Consider the following 16387-nt stretch of genomic DNA (forward strand, 5'->3'; position numbering starts at 1 on the left):
CCTCCGGCCCACTGTCCTAGATCGTCTTTGACGCGCACACTGATGGGTACGTGAGTACGACCGGCGTCGGGGGCGAGGGAGGCACTGCATGGACCAGTTCGGCGACGGCCGGTGGGAGCGGCTCAGGCCGCGTGTCGTGCGGACGCTCGCGTCGCGCTGGTGGCGCGGCGGCCTCGCCGTCACGGCCGGGGCGCTGCCCGCGCTGGCGTTCCCCGCACCGTCGCTGTGGTGGTTCGCGTACGTCGCGCTCGTGCCCTGGATGCTGCTGGCCAGGTCGGCCCCGACCGCCCGCCGGGCCGCGCTCGACGGCTGGCTCGGCGGCCTCGGCTTCATGGTCGCCGTGCACCACTGGCTGCTGCCGAGCCTGCACGTCTTCACGGTGGTCATCGCCGCGCTGCTCGGCCTGCTGTGGGCCCCCTGGGGCTGGCTGGTGCGCCGGTACCTCGGCGGAATACCGACGTCCGGACGTGCCGCGGCCGCACTCGTCGTGCTGCCCTCAGGCTGGCTGATGGTCGAACTGGTCCGGTCCTGGGAGGGCTTGGGCGGACCGTGGGGTCTGCTCGGCTCCAGCCAGTGGCAGGTGACGCCCGCGCTACGGCTCGCCTCGGTGGGCGGAGTGTGGCTGATCAGTGCGTTCGTCGTGGCTCTGAACACGGGGGTGGCGCTCTTGGCCGTCGCCGCGATGACGCGCAGGTCGGCTTCGTACGCTTCCTACACCTCAGCTCCCGTTTCGTCGGCTTCACCTGCGTCGATGTCCGCCACCCCGGCCACGCCCGTCGTCCCCGCCTTCGCCGGACTTCTCGCCGTCGCCACCGCCACTTCCGCCGTCTGGGCCTGGGCGCCCCGGCCCGAGCCCGCCGGGCACGTCCGCGTCGCGGTCGTGCAGCCGGGCATCATAGAAGACGGTATCGCCAGCGCCGACAAGCGCCTGGCCCGCGAGGAGGCGCTGACCCGGACGCTGGTGGGCCGGGATCTGGACCTCGTCGTCTGGGGCGAGAGCAGCGTCGGCTACGACCTGGCCGACCGGCCGGACGTCGCGCGCCGGATCACCGCGCTCTCCCGCGAGGTCGGCGCGGACATCATGGTGAACGTCGACGCGCGCCGCTCCGACCGCCCCGGCATATTCAAGAGTTCCGTCCTGGTGGGCCCGGACGGGCCGACCGGCGACCGCTACGACAAGATGCGGCTCGTGCCCTTCGGCGAGTACATCCCGGCGCGGTCGCTGCTCGGCTGGGCGACGTCCGTCGGCAAGGCCGCGGGGGAGGACCGCAGGCGCGGCGACCGGCAGGTGGTGATGAACACGGGAGGTAGCGCCGGTGCCGGCACCGGCGGACGCGACCTGCGCGTCGGTCCTCTCGTCTGCTTCGAGTCGGCGTTCCCCGACATGAGCCGTCGGCTCACCCGTGACGGCGCGCAGCTATTGCTGGCCCAGTCCGCCACGTCGTCGTTCCAGTCGAGTTGGGCGCCCAGCCAGCACGCGTCGCTCGCGGCGGTGCGGGCCGCCGAGACCGGCCGCCCGATGGTGCACGCCACACTCACCGGGGTCTCCGCGGTCCACGCCCCGGACGGCTCACGCGTCGGCAGCCCGCTCGGCACGTCGGCGAGCGCCGCGGCGGTGTACGACGTACCGCTGGGCAAGGGCGAAACGGCCTACGTGAAGTGGGGCGACTGGCCCGTGCACGCCGCGCTCGTCGTGCTCGCGGCGCTGGCCGCGGCCGCGGGGCTGCGCGCTGTCAGGAGGCCTGCTCCAGAGCGGCACGGACCACGCGCTCGCACAGTTCATGAGTCGCCAGTGCGTCCCGGGCGCTGAGCACCTTGCCGGCGCGCACGGCGTCGAGGAAGGCGAGCACCACCTGTTCGATGCCGCGCTGGCGGGCCACCGGCACCCAGTCGCCGCGCCGCCGCACACTGGGCTGGCCCTTGTGGTCGACGATCTCGGCGAGGTTGATCACCTGCCGCTTGGTGTCCTGCCCGGAGACCTCGAGGATCTCCTCGGAGGAGCCGCTGAGCCGGTTCATCATGCCGATCGCGACGAACCCGTCGCCGGCCAGCTGCACCACCACGTGGTGCATGAGCCCGTCCTCGACGCGGGAACGCACCGTGACGTCGTCGACCGGCCCCGGCGCCAGGAAGCGCAGGGTGTCCACGACGTGGATGAAGTCGTCGAGCACGAGCGTGCGCGGGTCCTCGGGCAGGCCCACCCGGTTCTTCTGCAGCAGGATCACCTCGCGCGGGTGCTCGACGCACTGCGCGTAACCGGGCGCGTAACGGCGGTTGAAGCCGACGGCGAGGCTCACCCCGCGCTCCTCGGCGAGGCGCACGAGGCGTTCGGAGTCGGCGAGTTCGTACGCGATGGGCTTGTCGACGTAGGTCGGCACGCCCGCTTCGACGAGGCGCGTGACGATCTCCGGGTGTACGGCGGTCGGCGCGTGCACGAAGGCGGCGTCGAGATCCTGGGCGAGCAGGGCGTCCAGATCGGTGTGGCGGCGGGATTCCGGGATGTGGTGGACGTCGGCGACCCGGGCGAGGGTCGCGGGCGTACGCGTCTGCAGGTGCAGTTCGACCCCGGGCTGGGTGGTGAGGACCGGCAGATACGCCTTTTGCGCGATGTCGCCGAGTCCGATGCAGCCGATCTTCACCACTGTCTCCCTACCGACCACCACCACTGACACTGGCCTGGTCTACCGCTGTGCTGGCTCGCGAACCGTCGCCTCCGTGCTCCGCCCGGGGGCCGCGGTCGCCGTTCCCGCAGCATACGGGGCCTGCGGGGGACACCAGTCGGCGATGGAGGAGAAGCCGCGCAGAATGAAGTTCGGGCCGAGCCGCGTCGCCGCCGAGATGGCGGTATTGCGCATGGCAATGAGTGGGGCGCTGTGGAGGTGCGTGACACGGGCGGCCCGTGCGGCACGCCGGACGATCTCCGTGGTGCGGGGGACCCGGGCCGCGCTGTAGCCGGCGAGGCCGGCGGCGAGGTCGCCGCCCGGCGCCATGTGGTGCGTGAGGACGACGGCGTCCTCGATGGCCTGGTTGCCGCCCTGACCGAGGCTCGGCGTCATCGCGTGCGCGGCGTCGCCGACGAGGGCGACGCGGCCGCGGTGGTACGCGGGGAGCGGCGTCGTCAGGTGTCGTACGTCGTTGCGCAGGATGTCCTCGTTCCTGGCGGCGGCGATCAGGCCGGGGATCGGGTCGTGCCAGTCGGCGAAGCGGCGCTCCAGCTCGGCCTTCTCGCTGTCGGGCGCCCTGCCCCCTTCGGGCAGCCGGGCGGTGGCGTACGCGTACACCCGGCCGTCCCGCAGCGGATGGGTGCCCCATACGCCGCCGCGACCCCAGGTCTCGTGCGGCGTGAAGGGCTCGTCGGGCGCGGGTATGACGAACCGCCAAGCGGTGAAGCCCGCGTACACGGGCCGGGGGTGGGCGGGGAAGAGGGCCGTGCGCACGGCGGAGTCGATGCCGTCGGCTCCTACGACGAGATCCGCCTCGATGGCCTCCCCCTCGTCGGTGGTGACGAGGGCGCGGCGGTCGGCGGCGCCGGGGTCCGTAAGGCGGGCGCGCGTGCCGGTGCGCAGCGCTTTCGCTGGCAGTGCCGACACCAGGAGGTCGACGAGGGTGGCGCGGTGCAGCATGACCAGGCTGCCGCCGTACGCCGCCTCCGCCTCGGCCGCGCTCGTGCGCACCAGCCAGCGGCCGCTCCGGGCGCGCATACCGCCGTCGCCCTGCCAGGCGGCGAGGGCGCGGACCCGGTCGCCGAGGCCCAGGACGTCCAGGGCGCGCTGGCCGTTGGGGGCGAGGCCGATGCCGGAGCCGACGGGCTCCAGGGAAGCGGCGCGTTCGAGGACGGTGACGCTCCACCCGGACTCGTGCAGACCGATGGCCGCGCCGAGTCCGCCGATGCCGCCACCGATGACGACCGCGCTGGGCTGCTGCTTCATGGCGCCTCCAACTACAACTGTAGTGAACGAGGGGATGACCGTACTACACCTGTAGTGAGCGAGGTAGTGTTTCCGTCATGTCCGTACGCAGCGCGGGGGCCTCCCGCACCGAACTCATCGCCGACACCGCCCTCGCCCTGCTCGCCGAACGCGGCATGCGCGGCCTCACCCACCGGGCCGTCGACGAGGCGGCGGGGCTGCCCCAGGGCTCCACGTCCAACCACGCGCGCACCCGGCTCGCCCTCCTGGAGGCGGCGGTACGGCGGCAGGCCGAACGCGAGGCGGAGGTGCTGACCCCCACCGGGCTCCCGGACCCGGCGGCCGGCCGCGAACACCTGGCCGCGGGCCTGGCCCTGGCCCTGCACCGGTACCTGACCGGCGACCAGCGCCAACTCCTCGTATCCCGCTATGAATTGGCCCTCGAAGCCACCCGCAGGCCGGAGCTGCGCGCCTACTACGACGCCACGGGTGCCCAGTTCAGAGAGCCCCTGAAGTCCCTGCTCCACGCCGCGGGCTCCACCGACCCCGAACGCCACACCCTCTCCCTGGTGGCGTGGTGCGACGGCCTGATGTTCTCGTGCGTGGCGGGTTCACACCATGCCGCGACACCGACCCAGGAGGAGCTGCGGAGCAGCGTGGGGGAACTGTTGCGGGGGATGCTGGACGGGTGACGGGTGACGGGTGACGTGGAGCGGCGGGTCACCCCCGTCACTCCTTCACCCGTGCGGGGCAACCTCACGGATTTCACTCCCAACGTGCGCCGGGCGCACCATGGTTGTGCGGGTGCCTCGACCGACGACCACCACCGCCGCCACCGCCGCCGCGCTCCTTGTCTCCGTCGCCGTCTCGGCCGCCGTCTCCGGCTGCATGAGCGTCGAGCAGCCCGAGGGGGCCGCCCCCTCCGCGGTCACCGGCCCGCCGCCCGCGCCCCGCACCGACGGGAAGAACCGGCCCCACCTCGTGCAGGCCCCGGCCCGGGAGGCGCTGGAGCGCATGGGCCCGCCCCGGCGCCCCTCTCCCCGGCAGGCCTCCTCCTGGCAGGCCGAAGCCGGGACCGAGCCTCCCGGACCGCCGCACAGCCACGACCGCCCGGCACCGGCGCCCCCGTCCACGCCCGCAGCGCCAGTACGCAAGCCTGCCCCCGCTCGGCCCGACGCGGGAGCCCGCCGCCCCGCCCCGACCACGGCTCCCGTCGCGCCGGGCACGGACGTCTGCGCACTCGGCGAGGCGTACGGCAACTGGGATCCGCACAGCCCTCAAGCCATCATCTGCCGCGGTACGTATGGCCGTTGAGTCCGCGCCCCTGCACCCCCTTACTCCTCCTCGCTCCCCTCCCCCACCTCCCCCTCCAGTCGGGCGATGGCCTCCTTGATGCCTCTGCCGTAGCCGTCGTCCTCCAGCGCGCCCACCGCACCGCGCGCCCTGCGCAGATGGCTGCGGGCCGCTTCCGGGCGGCCCAGCTTCACGTAGTCCGCGGCGAGGTTCAGGTGCAGGGAGGGGTAGAAACCGCGCACCGCCAGCGACTGGTGGTGTTCGCTCAGCCGCTCGTCGGTGAGCTCGTGCGCCGCCGACAACGCCCGGAGGTCCCACGCCAGTTCGTCCGAAGGGTCGGCCTGCGTGTCCGCCATGTAGTGCGCGAGGGTGCAGCGGTGCAGCGCGTCGCCGGTCTCGCCGATCTCCCCCCAGAGGCCGAGGAAGCGGTCCTGTGCCTCCTCGCGGTCGCCGCCGTGATGCAGCATGACCGCCTGCCCGATCCGCGTCATCATCGCGTCTTCCGCCGTGTGCTCCTGCTGCTCCGTCAACGGATCCTCCGTGGTCGTGCCTGCCATCGCCCCCATCCCTCACGACGCTAGCGGCCACCACTGACAATCGCGGTCAGGCACGTTCGGACGCGGGGTGCTCACGCGTACCGCTGGGCCAGCCCGGTGACGCTCCTCGCCACCTCGGCGCGGAGCTCGGGCGGGCCGAGCACCTCCGCGTCCAGGCCGAGCCGGAGGATGTCACCGACCGCCACCGGCAGTTCCTCCACGTCGAGGTCGACCTCGGCCCAGCCGTCGGCGTCCGCCTCGCCCGCGCCCTCCACGGCCCGCTCCCCCGCGCTCCCGAACATGGCGGGCAGCAGCCGTCGCCCCGCCGGGGAGACCCTCAGCCGCGCCGTGCCCCGCAGCACCCGCGCTTCGAGGCCGCGCGACGACGCCTCCCAGTACGCCGCGAGGTCGAAGTCGTCCGGGCGCTCGCAGGGCTCCCCCGTCACCGTCGCCGCCAGGAACCGCGACACCCTGTACGTCCGCACATCGCCGTCGGCCGCCGCGGCCAGGTACCAGTTGCCCGCCTTGAGGACCAGTCCCAAAGGGTGGAGCACACGCCGGACTTCGCCTCCCCAGCGCCGGTAATGGGCCCGCAGCACCCGCTGCCGCCACACCGCGTCGGCGACCACGGCGAGCAGCGGGGCCGGCTCCGCCGTACGGAACCAGGCGGCCGCGTCGAGGTGGAAGCGCTCCTGGATGCGCCGCGACCGCTCCCCAAGGCCGGAGGGCAGTGCTGCCGCCAATTTCAGCTGCGCTGTGGCCAGTTCGGCGCCCAGGCCGAGCTCGGCGGCGGCCCCCGGCATCCCGGCGAGGGCCAGCGAATCGGCCTCGTCGTCGGTGAGCCCCGTCAGCCGGGTGCGGTAGCCGTCGAGGAGCCGGAAGCCGCCTGCGGGGCCTCGCTCCGCGTAGACGGGCACTCCGGAGGCGGCGAGTGCCTCCGCGTCCCGGTAGACGGTCCTGACCGAGACCTCCAGCTCTTCCGCGAGCTCCGGCGCGGTCATGCGTCCACGGTTCTGGAGCAGCAGGAGAAGGGCCAGGAGCCGGTCGGCGCGCACGCGATCATTCTGCCTCAGTACCTGACAGAAGGTGTCAGGTACGGCTGGCAGTGTCCTTCGCACGGCGCCCCCATGCAGGTGGGGCCCTACCGTCGAGGAGAACCATGACCACGCAGCACACCACCGGCACGGCCACCGGCACCTTCACCTTCGCCGGCTGGGACGAGCGTCCCGTCGCCGGCGCGGACGGTGGCGCACGCATCGCGCACGCCACCGTCGCCAACGACTACACCGGCGCCGTCGAGGCGACGGGCACCTCCTGCGAGTACACCATCGCGTACACGAGCGAGACGGTCGGTGCCTTCGTCGGTTACGAGTTCGTGGACGGGACGCTCGACGGCCGCACGGGCTCCTTCGTGATCGAGCAGCGCGGTTCCTTCGGTGCCGACGGAACCATCGAGTGTTCCATCACCGTGCTGCCCGGCTCGGGCACCGGGGACCTCGCCGGGCTCACCGGAACCGGCTCGTTCACCGCACGGAGCGGGCAGTCCACCACCCCGTACTCCCTCGCCTATGACGTCCCTGCCCTAGCGGGCTGACGTCACCCCATGTCCGGGATCCGCCAGTCGATCGGCTCGTGGCCCTGCGCGGCGACCGCTTCGTTGATCTGCGTGAAGGGGTGCGAGCCGAAGAACCTCTTCGCGGAGAGCGGCGAGGGGTGCGCACCCTTCACCACGGCGTGCCGCTCCTCGTCGATGAGCGGGAGCTTCTTCTGCGCGTAGTTCCCCCACAGGACGAAGACGGCGGGGTCGGGGCGCTCGGCCACCGCCCGGATCACCGCGTCCGTGAACTTCTCCCAGCCCTTGCCCTTGTGGGAATTGGCCTCACCGGCGCGGACCGTCAGGACCGCGTTCAGCAGGAGGACGCCCTGCTGGGCCCAGGGCATCAGATAGCCGTTGTCGGGCACGGGGTGGCCGAGCTCCTCCTTCATCTCCTTGTAGATGTTCCGCAGGGAGGGCGGGGTCTTCACACCGGGGCGCACGGAGAAGCACAGGCCGTGCCCCTGCCCCTCGCCGTGATACGGGTCCTGGCCCAGCACCAGGACCTTGACCTGGTCGAACGGCGTCGCGTCCAGGGCGGCGAAGACCTCCTCGCGCGGAGGGTAGACGGGGCCCTTCGCCCGCTCCTGCTCGACGAACTCGGTGAGCTCTTTGAAGTAGGGCTTCTGGAGCTCCTCGCCGAGGACTCCGCGCCAGGACGCGGGCAGCATGGCGATGTCGGTCACGTCAACAACCTCCGGTGTGCGGTCACTTCTCACCACAGAACCTACCGGCGAGCACTGACAATCGACCGCCCCGGTCGACCGACGCCCCCGTACCCCCGCGCCCCGCCCCCGCTACCAGCTGGTCTTGCGCTGCAGCTCCCACATCATCATGATCGCCGAGGGGTCCAGTGCGCGCTCGCCGCCCGCGATCTCCTCGCTCGCCATGATGTACTGCTTGCCCTGCCACAGCGGCAGCAGCCTGACGTCGTCGACGAGGATCTCCTGGGCCCGCTCGAACTCGTCGATCACCGCGCCGCGGTCGGCCTCCCTGCGCTGGCGCGGCAGCACCTCGTCGGTGATCTCCTTCGACGGGTAGGGCGTGTTGAGCACGTTCTTGGAGCCGACGAACGGCGCGATGAAGTTGTCCGCGTCGGGGAAGTCGGGGAACCAGCCGCGCCCGAAGACCGGGTACTCGCCCTTGCTGTACCCCTCCTGGAACTCGGTCCAGGGACGGCTCTTCAGTGTGATCTTGAACAGGCCCGAGGCCTCCAGCTGCCGCTTGAGCTCGGCGAACTCCGGCTCGGTCGCCGAGCCGTACCGGTCGGTGGTGTACCAGAGGGTGAGCGGCACCGGCTGGTGGATGCCGGCGTCGGTGAGGATCTTCCTGGCCTTGGCCGCGCTGGGGTTTCCGTAGTCGTCGAAGAACCCGGTGGCGTGGCCCGTGAGGCCCCTGGGGACCATGGAGTACAGCGGTTCGACGGTGTCCTTGTAGATCTTGTGGGCGATGGCCCCGCGGTCGACGAGCTGCGCGAAGGCCTGCCGGACCGGGAGCTTCCGCGCCCACGGGTCCTTGGTGTTGAAGACCAGGTAGCGGATCTCGGTGCCCGAGCCCTCGACGAGCTCGATGTCCTGTTCGCGTCTGCCCCTGCCCTGCATGGCGACGATGTCCTCGGAGGCCAGACCTCGGAAGGTGACGTCGATCTGCTTGTTCTTGAGGGCGTCGACCATGGCCGACGACTTCTTGAAGTAGCGGATGGTCACGGCGTCGTTCTTGACGTCGGCGGCGCCCTTGTAGTGGTCGTTCTTGACCAGCTCGGCCTTGTCGTTCGGTGTGTACGCCTCCAGGGTGTACGGCCCGGAGCCGGTGACCTCGTTGCCCTCCCGGAGCTTGTCCGCCGGGTACTCGGCGGGGTCGACGATCGACATGGCCGGTGTCGCGAGCACGAACGGGAAGGTGGCGTCCGCCTTCTTGAGGCGGAAGACGATGGTCCGGTCGCCCTTCGTCTCGATCTTGGCGAGCGAGCCGAGGAGACCGGCGGGACCGCCCTTCACCACCTTCTTGGCGTCGAGGGTCAGCATGCGGTCGAAGGAGTACTTCACGGCCGCCGCGTCCAGCTCGTCGCCGTCGGAGAACCGCAGGCCCTCCCGCAGCTCACAGGTGAAGACCGTGTTGGAGGCGTCGCTGAACCCACAGGACTCCGCGGCGTCCGGCTCGGGCTCGGTGGCCCCCGAGGGGAAGCTGAGCAGCGTCTGAAAGACGTTCCTGTAGAGCTCCCACGAGCTGTCCCAGGCCTTCGCCGGATCCAAGGTGGTCGGCGCGCTCATCGTGCCGACGGTGATCTGCTCCTCTTCGTCCGACCCCTCGGACGAGAACACCCCACAGCCGGCGAGCAGGGATATGGACGCGATCGCCGCCGCCGGGCGCAGACCCCGGGTCCGCTTGGCAGGGGGGACTTCACTGAACACGCGCACGCTCCTCGATCGGCCATGCCATGGAATCGGGAGACAATATCGCAGTGCCCCGCCGGGCCAAGTCTCGGCGCCGACAGGGCACTTGATGCGCGCGTATGTCACTGAAAGCGGTGTAGACGGCGCACTCGACGGGTGTGCGGCCTTCGTCAGCCGACGCCCGCATTGAGGAAGATGCCGCCATCGACCACGAGTGTCTGGCCCGTGATCCAGTCGGACTGGGCGGACGTGAGGAACGCGGCCGCGCCCCCGATGTCCTCCGGCACGCCGAGCCGGCCGAGCGGGTAGGAGGCGGCCGCCTCCGCCTCGCGGCCCTCGTACAGCGCCTGGGCGAACTTGGTCTTGACGACCGCGGGCGCGATGGAGTTCACGCGCACCATCGGCGCGAACTCGTGCGCCAGCTGCAGGGTGAGGTTGACCATGGCGGCCTTGCTCATCCCGTACGCGCCGATGAACGGCGAGGCGGAGACCCCGGCGACGGAGGCGATGTTCACGATCGCGCCCCCGTTCTCGCTCTGCCAGGCCTTCCACGTGCGCTGGGCGAAGCCGAGCGCCGAGATGACGTTGGTCTCGAACACCTTGCGCGCCACGTTCAGATCGAGGTCGGCCATCGGCCCGAAGACCGGGTTGGTGCCCGCGTTGTTGATCAGGAAGTCGACGCGGCCGAACGCCTCCATCGTGCGCTCGACGGCGACCGCCTGGTGCGCCTCGTCGTGGGCCTTGCCCGCGACGCCGATGACCCGGTCGGAGCCGAGCTTCTCGACGGCTTCCTTGAGGGCGTCCTCGTTGCGCCCGGTGATGCAGACCCGGTCGCCGCGGGCGACCAGCGCCTCGGCGATGCCGTATCCGATGCCGCGGCTCGCGCCCGTGATGAGCGCGGCCTTCCCGCTGTCCTGCACAGCCATGATCCCTGCCTTCCAGCTTCCGGGTCAGTTGAGCGGGCCGCCGGCGACGTACATGACCTGTCCGGAGACGAAGCCCGCGGCGTCACCCGTGAAGAAGGCGATGGCGTTGGCGATGTCCTCGGGGCGGCCGACGCGCTGGACCGGGATCTGGGTGGCGGCCGCGGCCTGGAACTCCTCGAAGCCCATGCCGACGCGGTCCGCGGTGGCCTTCGTCATCTCGGTGACGATGAAGCCGGGGGCGACGGAGTTGGCGGTGACGCCGAACTTGCCGAGCTCCTTGGCGAGGGTCTTGGTGAAGCCCTGCAGACCGGCCTTGGCGGCGGCGTAGTTGACCTGTCCGCGGTTGCCGAGCGCGGAGGACGAGGAGAGGTTGACGATACGGCCGAAGCCCGCGTCCACCATGTGCTTCTGGCAGGCCTTCGACATCAGGAAGGCGCCGCGCAGGTGCACGTTCATGACCGTGTCCCAGTCGCTCGCGCTCATCTTGAAGAGGAGGTTGTCGCGGAGCACACCGGCGTTGTTGACGAGGATCGTCGGCCCGCCGAGCTCCTCGGCGATGCGGGCGACTGCGGCCTCGACCTGCGCCTCGTCGGACACGTCGCAGCCGACGGCGATCGCCCTGCCACCGGCCGCGGTGATCTGCGCGACGGTGTCCTTGCAGGCGGCCTCGTCGAGGTCGATGACGGCCACGGCGCGGCCCTCGGCGGCAAGACGTACGGCGGTCGCCGCGCCGATGCCTCGCGCTGCACCGGTCACGACAGCGACGCGCTGCTCAGTGGTGGACATGCTGGTTCTCCTCGCCCTTGGGATGCGGCTCTACGGATGTGGCTCTACAGGTGTGGCTCTACGGGATGCGGCTCCACGGTACGCCCCGATGGTGAGCGACCGCTTAGTACCTTCAGCTGGACGAGACGCTAGAAGCCCTGGCACCGGGTGTCAACGGCAACCAGGAGAGCCATGCCGCTTTACCTCACCAACAGGTCGAGGAGACGGTTCACCTCGGCCTCGGGATCCGCCGTCAGGCCGGTGTGCACGGGGCCCGGCTGGACCACCGTGGAGCGGGGCGCGATCAGCCAGCGGAAACGCCGTCCCGCGTCGTCGCTCTCGGCCTGCCCCGCGGCCGCGCCGCCCCGGCAGATCCGCTCGACGGCGCCGAGCGAGGCCCGGATGCCGGCCACGTCCGCCGCCGGGTCCAGGGCGAGCAGCTTGGCCTCGTCCAGATGGGTGCGGGCGGCGACGAAGGACTTGGCGCGGCAGTAGACCAGGACGCCCGCGTTGAACTGCTCGCCGCGCTCCACACGCGGCACGACGCGCACCAGCGCGTACTCGAAGACGTCCCGTGCGGGCGCGGTCCGCCCGTCCCGTGCGGGCGCGTTCTGCTCGGTCACTTGGTGGCGCCCTTCTGCTTCGGCTCGGTCACCGGCAGGGTGATCCGCTCGTGGATGGTCGCGGCACGCGGCAGCAGAGCGGCCACATAGGCCCGCCGGACGTCGTCGGCGCTGTCGAAGCCCGGCTCGTCCGCCAGCCACTCCTCGGGTACCTCGGCCACGACGTCGGTGAGCAGTTCCTCGGTGACGAGGGGGGCGAGCTCGGCGGCGGCCGCCGCGACGTCGGGTCCGTAGGGGGCGAGGACATGGTCCGAGGCGTCGTACGGCTTGGCGGCGGCGGTCTGCGCGGTGCGCCAGTTGTGGTGCCAGATCATGCTGGCCCCGTGGTCGATGAGCCACAGGTCGCCGTGCCACAGGAGCAGGTTCGGATTGCGCCAGGAGCGGTCCACGTTGTTGATCAGGGCGTCGAACCAGACGACGCGGCCCGCCTCCGCCGGGTCCACGTCGTGGGCGAGCGGGTCGAAGCCGAGGGCGCGCGACAGGAACTCCATGCCGAGGTTGAGTCCACCGCTGGCCTTGAGCAGCTCCTGCACCCGCTCGTCGGGTTCGCCGAGGCCGAGGACCGGGTCGAGCCGGATGCCGACGAGCCGCGGCATCCGCAGCCCGAGCCTGCGGGCGAGTTCACCGCAGATCACCTCGGCGACGAGCGTTTTGCGCCCCTGTCCCGCGCCGGTGAACTTGATGACGTACGTTCCGTAGGTGCCGTGGTCGTCGGCCTCGACGACCCCGGGCAGCGAGCCACCCTCCCGTAGGGGCGTGACATAGCGGACCGCGGTGACTTCGCTGAGCATTGCCCCAGGTTACTGCCGGTCCGACGCTGTTCGATCACGTGGCCCGCTGTCTACAGTGCCCGGCATGGACTCCCTTGATCTTCCTCGGCAGTTCGCGCGCACGCGCCGCTTCTCGCTGGGCGTGCCACGCGGCTTCACGGTCTCGCCGGACGGTGAGCGGGTGCTGTTCGTGCGGTCCACCGCCGGCGACGATCCGGTGGGCAGGCTGTGGGTGTACGAGGACGGGGCCGAGCGCTTGCTGGTCGATCCGTCGGCGTTGGGCGAGGCGGGACCGGTGCCGGAGGCGGAACGGATCCGCAGGGAGCGGGCGCGGGAAGCATCACAAGGAGTGGTGGCTTTCGCGACCGACCACCACGCGCGCGTGGCCGCTGTCGCGTTGGGCGGCGCCCTCTGGGTGGTGGAGACGGACGGTGGCGCACCGCGCCGGATCCGCACGGCGGGCCCGGTGGTCGACCCGCGCCCGTCGCCCGACGGGAGTGTCATCGCGTACGTCTCCGGAGGCGCCCTGCGCGTCGTCGGCGTCGACGGCACGGGTGACCGGGCGCTCGCGGAGCCCGAGGGCGACGACGTCACGTACGGTCTCGCCGATCACGTCGCCGCCGAGTCGATGGGCAGGCAGCGCGGTTTCTGGTGGTCTCCGGAGAGTGACGCGCTGATCGTCGCGCGCGTGGACGCCTCACGGGTGCGACGCTGGTGGCTGTCCGATCCGGCACGGCCCGACCTGCCGCCTCGCGCGGTCCGCTATCCGGCGGCAGGGACCGCCAACGCCGAGACGTCGCTGCACATCCTGCGCATGGACGGGACACGCGTCGCGGTGCGCACCCCGGAACGCGTCTCGGAGTACCACCCCTACGGAGAGTGGACGGACGGCGCCTTCGAGTACGTCCCCACGGTGTGCTGGGACGCCGAGGGTCCGCTGATCACCCTGCAGACCCGCGACCAGCGTTCCCTGTACGTGCTGGAGGTGGACCCCGCGACCGGCGGTGCGAAGATGGTCGGGCACCGACCCGACCCCGCCTGGCTGGAGTTGATGCCGGGCGTACCGCTGCGTCTGGCGAGCGGGCGGGTCGTGGCGCACTGGAACGTGCGCGGCGGCACGCGAGGCCTGCGGGTCGGCAACACCAGGACGCCGCGCGGCCTCCAGGTGCGCGAGGTACTGGGCGGCGTGGGCGACCGGGTGTGGTTCACCGCCTCGTTCGAGCCCACGGAGGTGCACGTCTGGTCGTTCGACCACCAGGACGACGAGCCCGACCCCGAGCGCCGTACCGGCACCCTGCGACAGATCAGCGAGGGGCCCGGAGTGCACACCGCGGCCGTCGGCGGCGACACCGTGGTCCTCGACAGCAGGACTCCCGATGGGCAGACGGTGACCGTGCTGCGCGGGGGCGTTCCGGTCGGGCGGATCGCGGTGTTCGCCGAGGAGCCGGTGGTGGTCCCCCGGCCCCGCCATCTCACCCTCGGAAAGCGGGAGCTGCGGAGCGCGCTGTACCTGCCCTCCTGGCACGAGCCGGGTGCCGCGAAGCTGCCCGTCCTGCTCTGCCCTTACGCGGGTCCAGGAATCCAACTCGTGGTCCACGCGCGCGCGTGGTGGACGATCGTGGCGCAGTGGTTCGCCGAGCAGGGGTACGCGGTGCTGATCACGGACGGGCGTGGCACACCCGGCCGCGGCGACGCGTGGGAGAAGGCCGTGCACGGCGACCAGCTGACGCCGGTGCTGGACGACCAGGTGGACGCGCTGCACGCCGCCGCCGAGCGGTTCCCCGACCTCGACCTGGAGCGTGTGGGCATCCGCGGCTGGTCCTTCGGCGGCTATCTCGCGGCGGGCGCCGTGCTGCACCGGCCCGATGTCTTCCACGCGGCGGTGGCGGGTGCCGCGCCGACGGACCTGCGGCTGTACGACACGCACTGGAAGGAGCGCTATCTCGGCCATCCAGACGTCCAGCCCGACCAGTACGAACGCTGTTCGCTTGTCGCGCACGCGCATCGTCTGGAGCGGCCGCTGATGCTGGTGCACGGGCTCGCGGACGACAACGTCCTCCCCGTGCACATGCTGCGCTTCTCCGCGGCGCTGCTGGCCGCAGGCCGCCCGCACACCGTGCTGCCGCTGCCCGGCGCGGGCCACCTGGTCTCCCAGGACGAGGTGACGGCGAACCTGCTGCGGCTCGAACTCGATTTCCTGGGGAAATCCTTGAGCGCTTGAACACGGGGGGCCATGGCTCCGTATCACCGGACATGACGACTTCACTTCCGGGCACGACGGCTTCCGAAGAGACCGTCTCCGCTCCCTGCCGCCGCACGGTCATGGCCACCATCGGCGCCGCGGGCCTCGCCGCCGCCCTCACCGCCTGCGGGTCCGGTGACGACAAGAGCTCCTCCGAGGGCGGTGACGACGGTGGTGCGGACACGGACGCGGACGCGGGCGCGGGCGCGGGCGGAGCCGTGCTGGCCAAGACGTCGGACATCCCCGTGGGCGGCGGCAAGATCTTCAAGGACGAGCAGATCGTGGTCACCCAGCCGACCAAGGGCGAGTTCAAGGCGTTCTCCAACCGCTGCACCCACAAGCAGTGCCCGGTGACGAGCGTCGAGGGCGGCACCGTCAACTGCCCTTGCCACGGCAGCAAGTTCGACATCGCGGACGGCAGCGTACGGGGCGGTCCCGCGCCCAAGCCCCTGCCGGCGGCCGAGATCACCGTGGCGGGCGGCTCGATCAAGCTGGTCTAGCCGGCGCGGCCGGGCCGCTTCCAGGCGCCGAGCACGTCCTGCGTGGTGGTGACGGTGGCGACGAGCGCGAGGGTGTGGCGGACCAGGGCGGGTGTGTAGTCGGAGGGGACTCCGGCGATGGCGTCGGCGGGTACGACGGCGGTGTAGCCGAGGTTCACGGCGTCGAACACGGCGTTCGGTATCGCCACATTGGCCGAGACGCCGGTGACCAGCAGGGTGCGGCAGCCGAGGTTGCGCAGGAGAGGGTCCACGTCGGTGCCCGCGATGGGTGACAGGCCGTGCAGGCGTCGTACGACGAAGTCCTCGTCGGCCACTTCGATCGGCGGCGCGATCCGTACGGCGGCGGTGCCCGAGAGCTGTTGTACGGGCAGCCGTTCGGCGGCCCGGAACAGCCGGGCGTTGTGGCTGGCCCCGCGCCCGTCGGGCCGCCGTTCGGCGACCGCGTGCAGGACCTGCACCCCGCTCTGGTGCGCCGCGGACACCAGCCGGGCGACGTTGGCGAGGGCGCCCGACTTCCGTGCCTCCGCGGCCAGTTCGGGCAGGGCGCTCTCCGTACCGACGACGCCCTGCTGGCACTCGACGGTCAGCAGGGCCGTGGTGGCGGGGTCGAGGAGTTCCCTCAGCTGTTCGTACGACGGCATGGCTTCCCCTTGTCGCGGACGTCCGGGGCGCCGGCCGGCCGGGTGCCTGCCTCCTGGGCCCGGAATCCGCGCGAGGCTAACGGCCATTGCGTCACGAAGGAAGAGCCCCCATTCTTTCCTGACGCACAATCAGGCAACTGTCAGGCACTCGCCGTACCTCTCCGAAGGCCGTCGACCGCCTTCGAACACCTTGAGC

17 protein-coding genes are annotated in these 16387 nt (G+C 71.6%); 6 read left to right on the forward strand and 11 right to left on the reverse strand.

Annotated features, from left to right (window positions below; all coding sequences use genetic code 11):
- Positions 1 to 88: 88 nt before the first annotated feature.
- Positions 89 to 1810 carry an apolipoprotein N-acyltransferase gene (gene lnt / locus ACZ56E_RS38970; RefSeq protein WP_471221739.1) on the forward strand — a complete coding sequence of 574 codons (1722 nt, stop codon included), beginning with the start codon at positions 89 to 91 and terminating at the stop codon, positions 1808 to 1810.
- On the opposite strand, the gene ACZ56E_RS38975 is transcribed toward lnt, so the two are convergent.
- Positions 1734 to 2639 carry a Gfo/Idh/MocA family protein gene (locus ACZ56E_RS38975; RefSeq protein WP_471221740.1) on the reverse strand — a complete coding sequence of 302 codons (906 nt, stop codon included), beginning with the start codon at positions 2637 to 2639 and terminating at the stop codon, positions 1734 to 1736. The genes lnt and ACZ56E_RS38975 overlap by 77 nt on opposite strands.
- A gap of 42 nt (positions 2640 to 2681) precedes the next feature.
- Positions 2682 to 3929, reverse strand: a complete 1248-nt coding sequence (locus tag ACZ56E_RS38980) for an FAD-dependent monooxygenase (RefSeq protein WP_471221741.1) — start codon at positions 3927 to 3929, stop codon at positions 2682 to 2684.
- Positions 3930 to 4006: 77 nt separating this feature from the next.
- On the opposite strand from ACZ56E_RS38980, the gene ACZ56E_RS38985 reads away from it, so the two are divergent.
- Together ACZ56E_RS38985 and ACZ56E_RS38990 are read left to right on the forward strand one after the other, a co-directional pair.
- Positions 4007 to 4600 carry a TetR/AcrR family transcriptional regulator gene (locus ACZ56E_RS38985; protein WP_471221743.1) on the forward strand — a complete coding sequence of 198 codons (594 nt, stop codon included), beginning with the start codon at positions 4007 to 4009 and terminating at the stop codon, positions 4598 to 4600.
- A gap of 112 nt (positions 4601 to 4712) precedes the next feature.
- Positions 4713 to 5222 carry a hypothetical protein gene (locus tag ACZ56E_RS38990; RefSeq protein WP_471221744.1) on the forward strand — a complete coding sequence of 170 codons (510 nt, stop codon included), beginning with the start codon at positions 4713 to 4715 and terminating at the stop codon, positions 5220 to 5222.
- 20 nt (positions 5223 to 5242) lie between these two features.
- Here ACZ56E_RS38990 and ACZ56E_RS38995 read toward each other — a convergent pair whose 3' ends face one another.
- Both ACZ56E_RS38995 and ACZ56E_RS39000 read right to left on the reverse strand, forming a co-directional pair.
- Positions 5243 to 5758, reverse strand: a complete 516-nt coding sequence (locus ACZ56E_RS38995; RefSeq protein ID WP_468605963.1) for a hypothetical protein — start codon at positions 5756 to 5758, stop codon at positions 5243 to 5245.
- A 71-nt stretch (positions 5759 to 5829) separates the two neighbouring features.
- Positions 5830 to 6792, reverse strand: coding sequence for a helix-turn-helix transcriptional regulator (locus tag ACZ56E_RS39000; RefSeq protein WP_471221745.1), 963 nt, complete (start codon positions 6790 to 6792; stop codon positions 5830 to 5832).
- A gap of 104 nt (positions 6793 to 6896) precedes the next feature.
- On the opposite strand from ACZ56E_RS39000, the gene ACZ56E_RS39005 reads away from it, so the two are divergent.
- The gene (locus ACZ56E_RS39005) at positions 6897 to 7331 is read left to right on the forward strand and encodes a DUF3224 domain-containing protein (RefSeq protein WP_471221746.1); all 435 of its coding nucleotides are present in this window, start codon (positions 6897 to 6899) and stop codon (positions 7329 to 7331) included.
- 2 nt (positions 7332 to 7333) lie between these two features.
- Here the strand turns inward: ACZ56E_RS39005 and ung are convergent, their stop codons facing one another.
- The 6 genes from ung to ACZ56E_RS39035 all read right to left on the reverse strand — a co-directional run bounded on the left by ung (position 7334) and on the right by ACZ56E_RS39035 (position 12829).
- Positions 7334 to 8017, reverse strand: coding sequence for a uracil-DNA glycosylase (ung, locus tag ACZ56E_RS39010; protein WP_471221747.1), 684 nt, complete (start codon positions 8015 to 8017; stop codon positions 7334 to 7336).
- A 111-nt stretch (positions 8018 to 8128) separates the two neighbouring features.
- Positions 8129 to 9748: an ABC transporter substrate-binding protein gene (locus ACZ56E_RS39015; protein ID WP_471221748.1), complete on the reverse strand. Its 1620-nt coding sequence runs from the start codon at positions 9746 to 9748 to the stop codon at positions 8129 to 8131.
- Positions 9749 to 9894: 146 nt separating this feature from the next.
- Positions 9895 to 10650 (reverse strand): SDR family oxidoreductase, encoded by a 756-nt coding sequence (locus ACZ56E_RS39020; protein WP_359648644.1) that lies wholly within the window; start codon positions 10648 to 10650, stop codon positions 9895 to 9897.
- A gap of 24 nt (positions 10651 to 10674) precedes the next feature.
- Positions 10675 to 11436, reverse strand: coding sequence for a 3-oxoacyl-ACP reductase FabG (gene fabG, locus ACZ56E_RS39025; protein ID WP_398312033.1), 762 nt, complete (start codon positions 11434 to 11436; stop codon positions 10675 to 10677).
- 179 nt (positions 11437 to 11615) lie between these two features.
- Positions 11616 to 12038 carry a DUF3037 domain-containing protein gene (locus ACZ56E_RS39030; protein ID WP_468605973.1) on the reverse strand — a complete coding sequence of 141 codons (423 nt, stop codon included), beginning with the start codon at positions 12036 to 12038 and terminating at the stop codon, positions 11616 to 11618.
- On the reverse strand, positions 12035 to 12829 hold the full coding sequence (locus tag ACZ56E_RS39035; protein ID WP_471221749.1) for a HipA family kinase: 795 nt from the start codon (positions 12827 to 12829) through the stop codon (positions 12035 to 12037). Before ACZ56E_RS39035 ends, ACZ56E_RS39030 begins: the two co-directional genes overlap by 4 nt.
- Positions 12830 to 12893: 64 nt before the next feature.
- Between ACZ56E_RS39035 and ACZ56E_RS39040 the strand changes: the two genes are divergently transcribed.
- Positions 12894 to 15029: a S9 family peptidase gene (locus ACZ56E_RS39040; protein WP_471221750.1), complete on the forward strand. Its 2136-nt coding sequence runs from the start codon at positions 12894 to 12896 to the stop codon at positions 15027 to 15029.
- Positions 15030 to 15061: 32 nt separating this feature from the next.
- The gene (locus tag ACZ56E_RS39045) at positions 15062 to 15550 is read left to right on the forward strand and encodes a Rieske (2Fe-2S) protein (RefSeq protein WP_471221751.1); all 489 of its coding nucleotides are present in this window, start codon (positions 15062 to 15064) and stop codon (positions 15548 to 15550) included.
- Here ACZ56E_RS39045 and ACZ56E_RS39050 read toward each other — a convergent pair.
- The gene (locus ACZ56E_RS39050) at positions 15547 to 16191 is read right to left on the reverse strand and encodes a cysteine hydrolase family protein (protein ID WP_471221752.1); all 645 of its coding nucleotides are present in this window, start codon (positions 16189 to 16191) and stop codon (positions 15547 to 15549) included. The two genes, ACZ56E_RS39045 and ACZ56E_RS39050, sit on opposite strands and share 4 nt — an antisense overlap.
- Positions 16192 to 16387: the final 196 nt, after the last annotated feature.

It is taken from the genome of Streptomyces sp. NPDC039480, from assembly GCF_055597165.1.

What these genes read in the sequence shown, in the direction of transcription:
- lnt (WP_471221739.1), top strand. Translation starts at nt 89, where the DNA reads ATGGACCAGTTCGGCGACGGCCGGTGGGAGCGGCTCAGGCCGCGTGTC.
- ACZ56E_RS38980 (WP_471221741.1), bottom strand. Translation starts at nt 3,929, where the DNA reads ATGAAGCAGCAGCCCAGCGCGGTCGTCATCGGTGGCGGCATCGGCGGA.
- ACZ56E_RS38985 (WP_471221743.1), top strand. Translation starts at nt 4,007, where the DNA reads ATGTCCGTACGCAGCGCGGGGGCCTCCCGCACCGAACTCATCGCCGAC.
- ACZ56E_RS38995 (WP_468605963.1), bottom strand. Translation starts at nt 5,758, where the DNA reads ATGGCAGGCACGACCACGGAGGATCCGTTGACGGAGCAGCAGGAGCAC.
- ACZ56E_RS39005 (WP_471221746.1), top strand. Translation starts at nt 6,897, where the DNA reads ATGACCACGCAGCACACCACCGGCACGGCCACCGGCACCTTCACCTTC.
- ACZ56E_RS39020 (WP_359648644.1), bottom strand. Translation starts at nt 10,650, where the DNA reads ATGGCTGTGCAGGACAGCGGGAAGGCCGCGCTCATCACGGGCGCGAGC.
- fabG (WP_398312033.1), bottom strand. Translation starts at nt 11,436, where the DNA reads ATGTCCACCACTGAGCAGCGCGTCGCTGTCGTGACCGGTGCAGCGCGA.
- ACZ56E_RS39035 (WP_471221749.1), bottom strand. Translation starts at nt 12,829, where the DNA reads ATGCTCAGCGAAGTCACCGCGGTCCGCTATGTCACGCCCCTACGGGAG.
- ACZ56E_RS39040 (WP_471221750.1), top strand. Translation starts at nt 12,894, where the DNA reads ATGGACTCCCTTGATCTTCCTCGGCAGTTCGCGCGCACGCGCCGCTTC.
- ACZ56E_RS39045 (WP_471221751.1), top strand. Translation starts at nt 15,062, where the DNA reads ATGACGACTTCACTTCCGGGCACGACGGCTTCCGAAGAGACCGTCTCC.
- ACZ56E_RS39050 (WP_471221752.1), bottom strand. Translation starts at nt 16,191, where the DNA reads ATGCCGTCGTACGAACAGCTGAGGGAACTCCTCGACCCCGCCACCACG.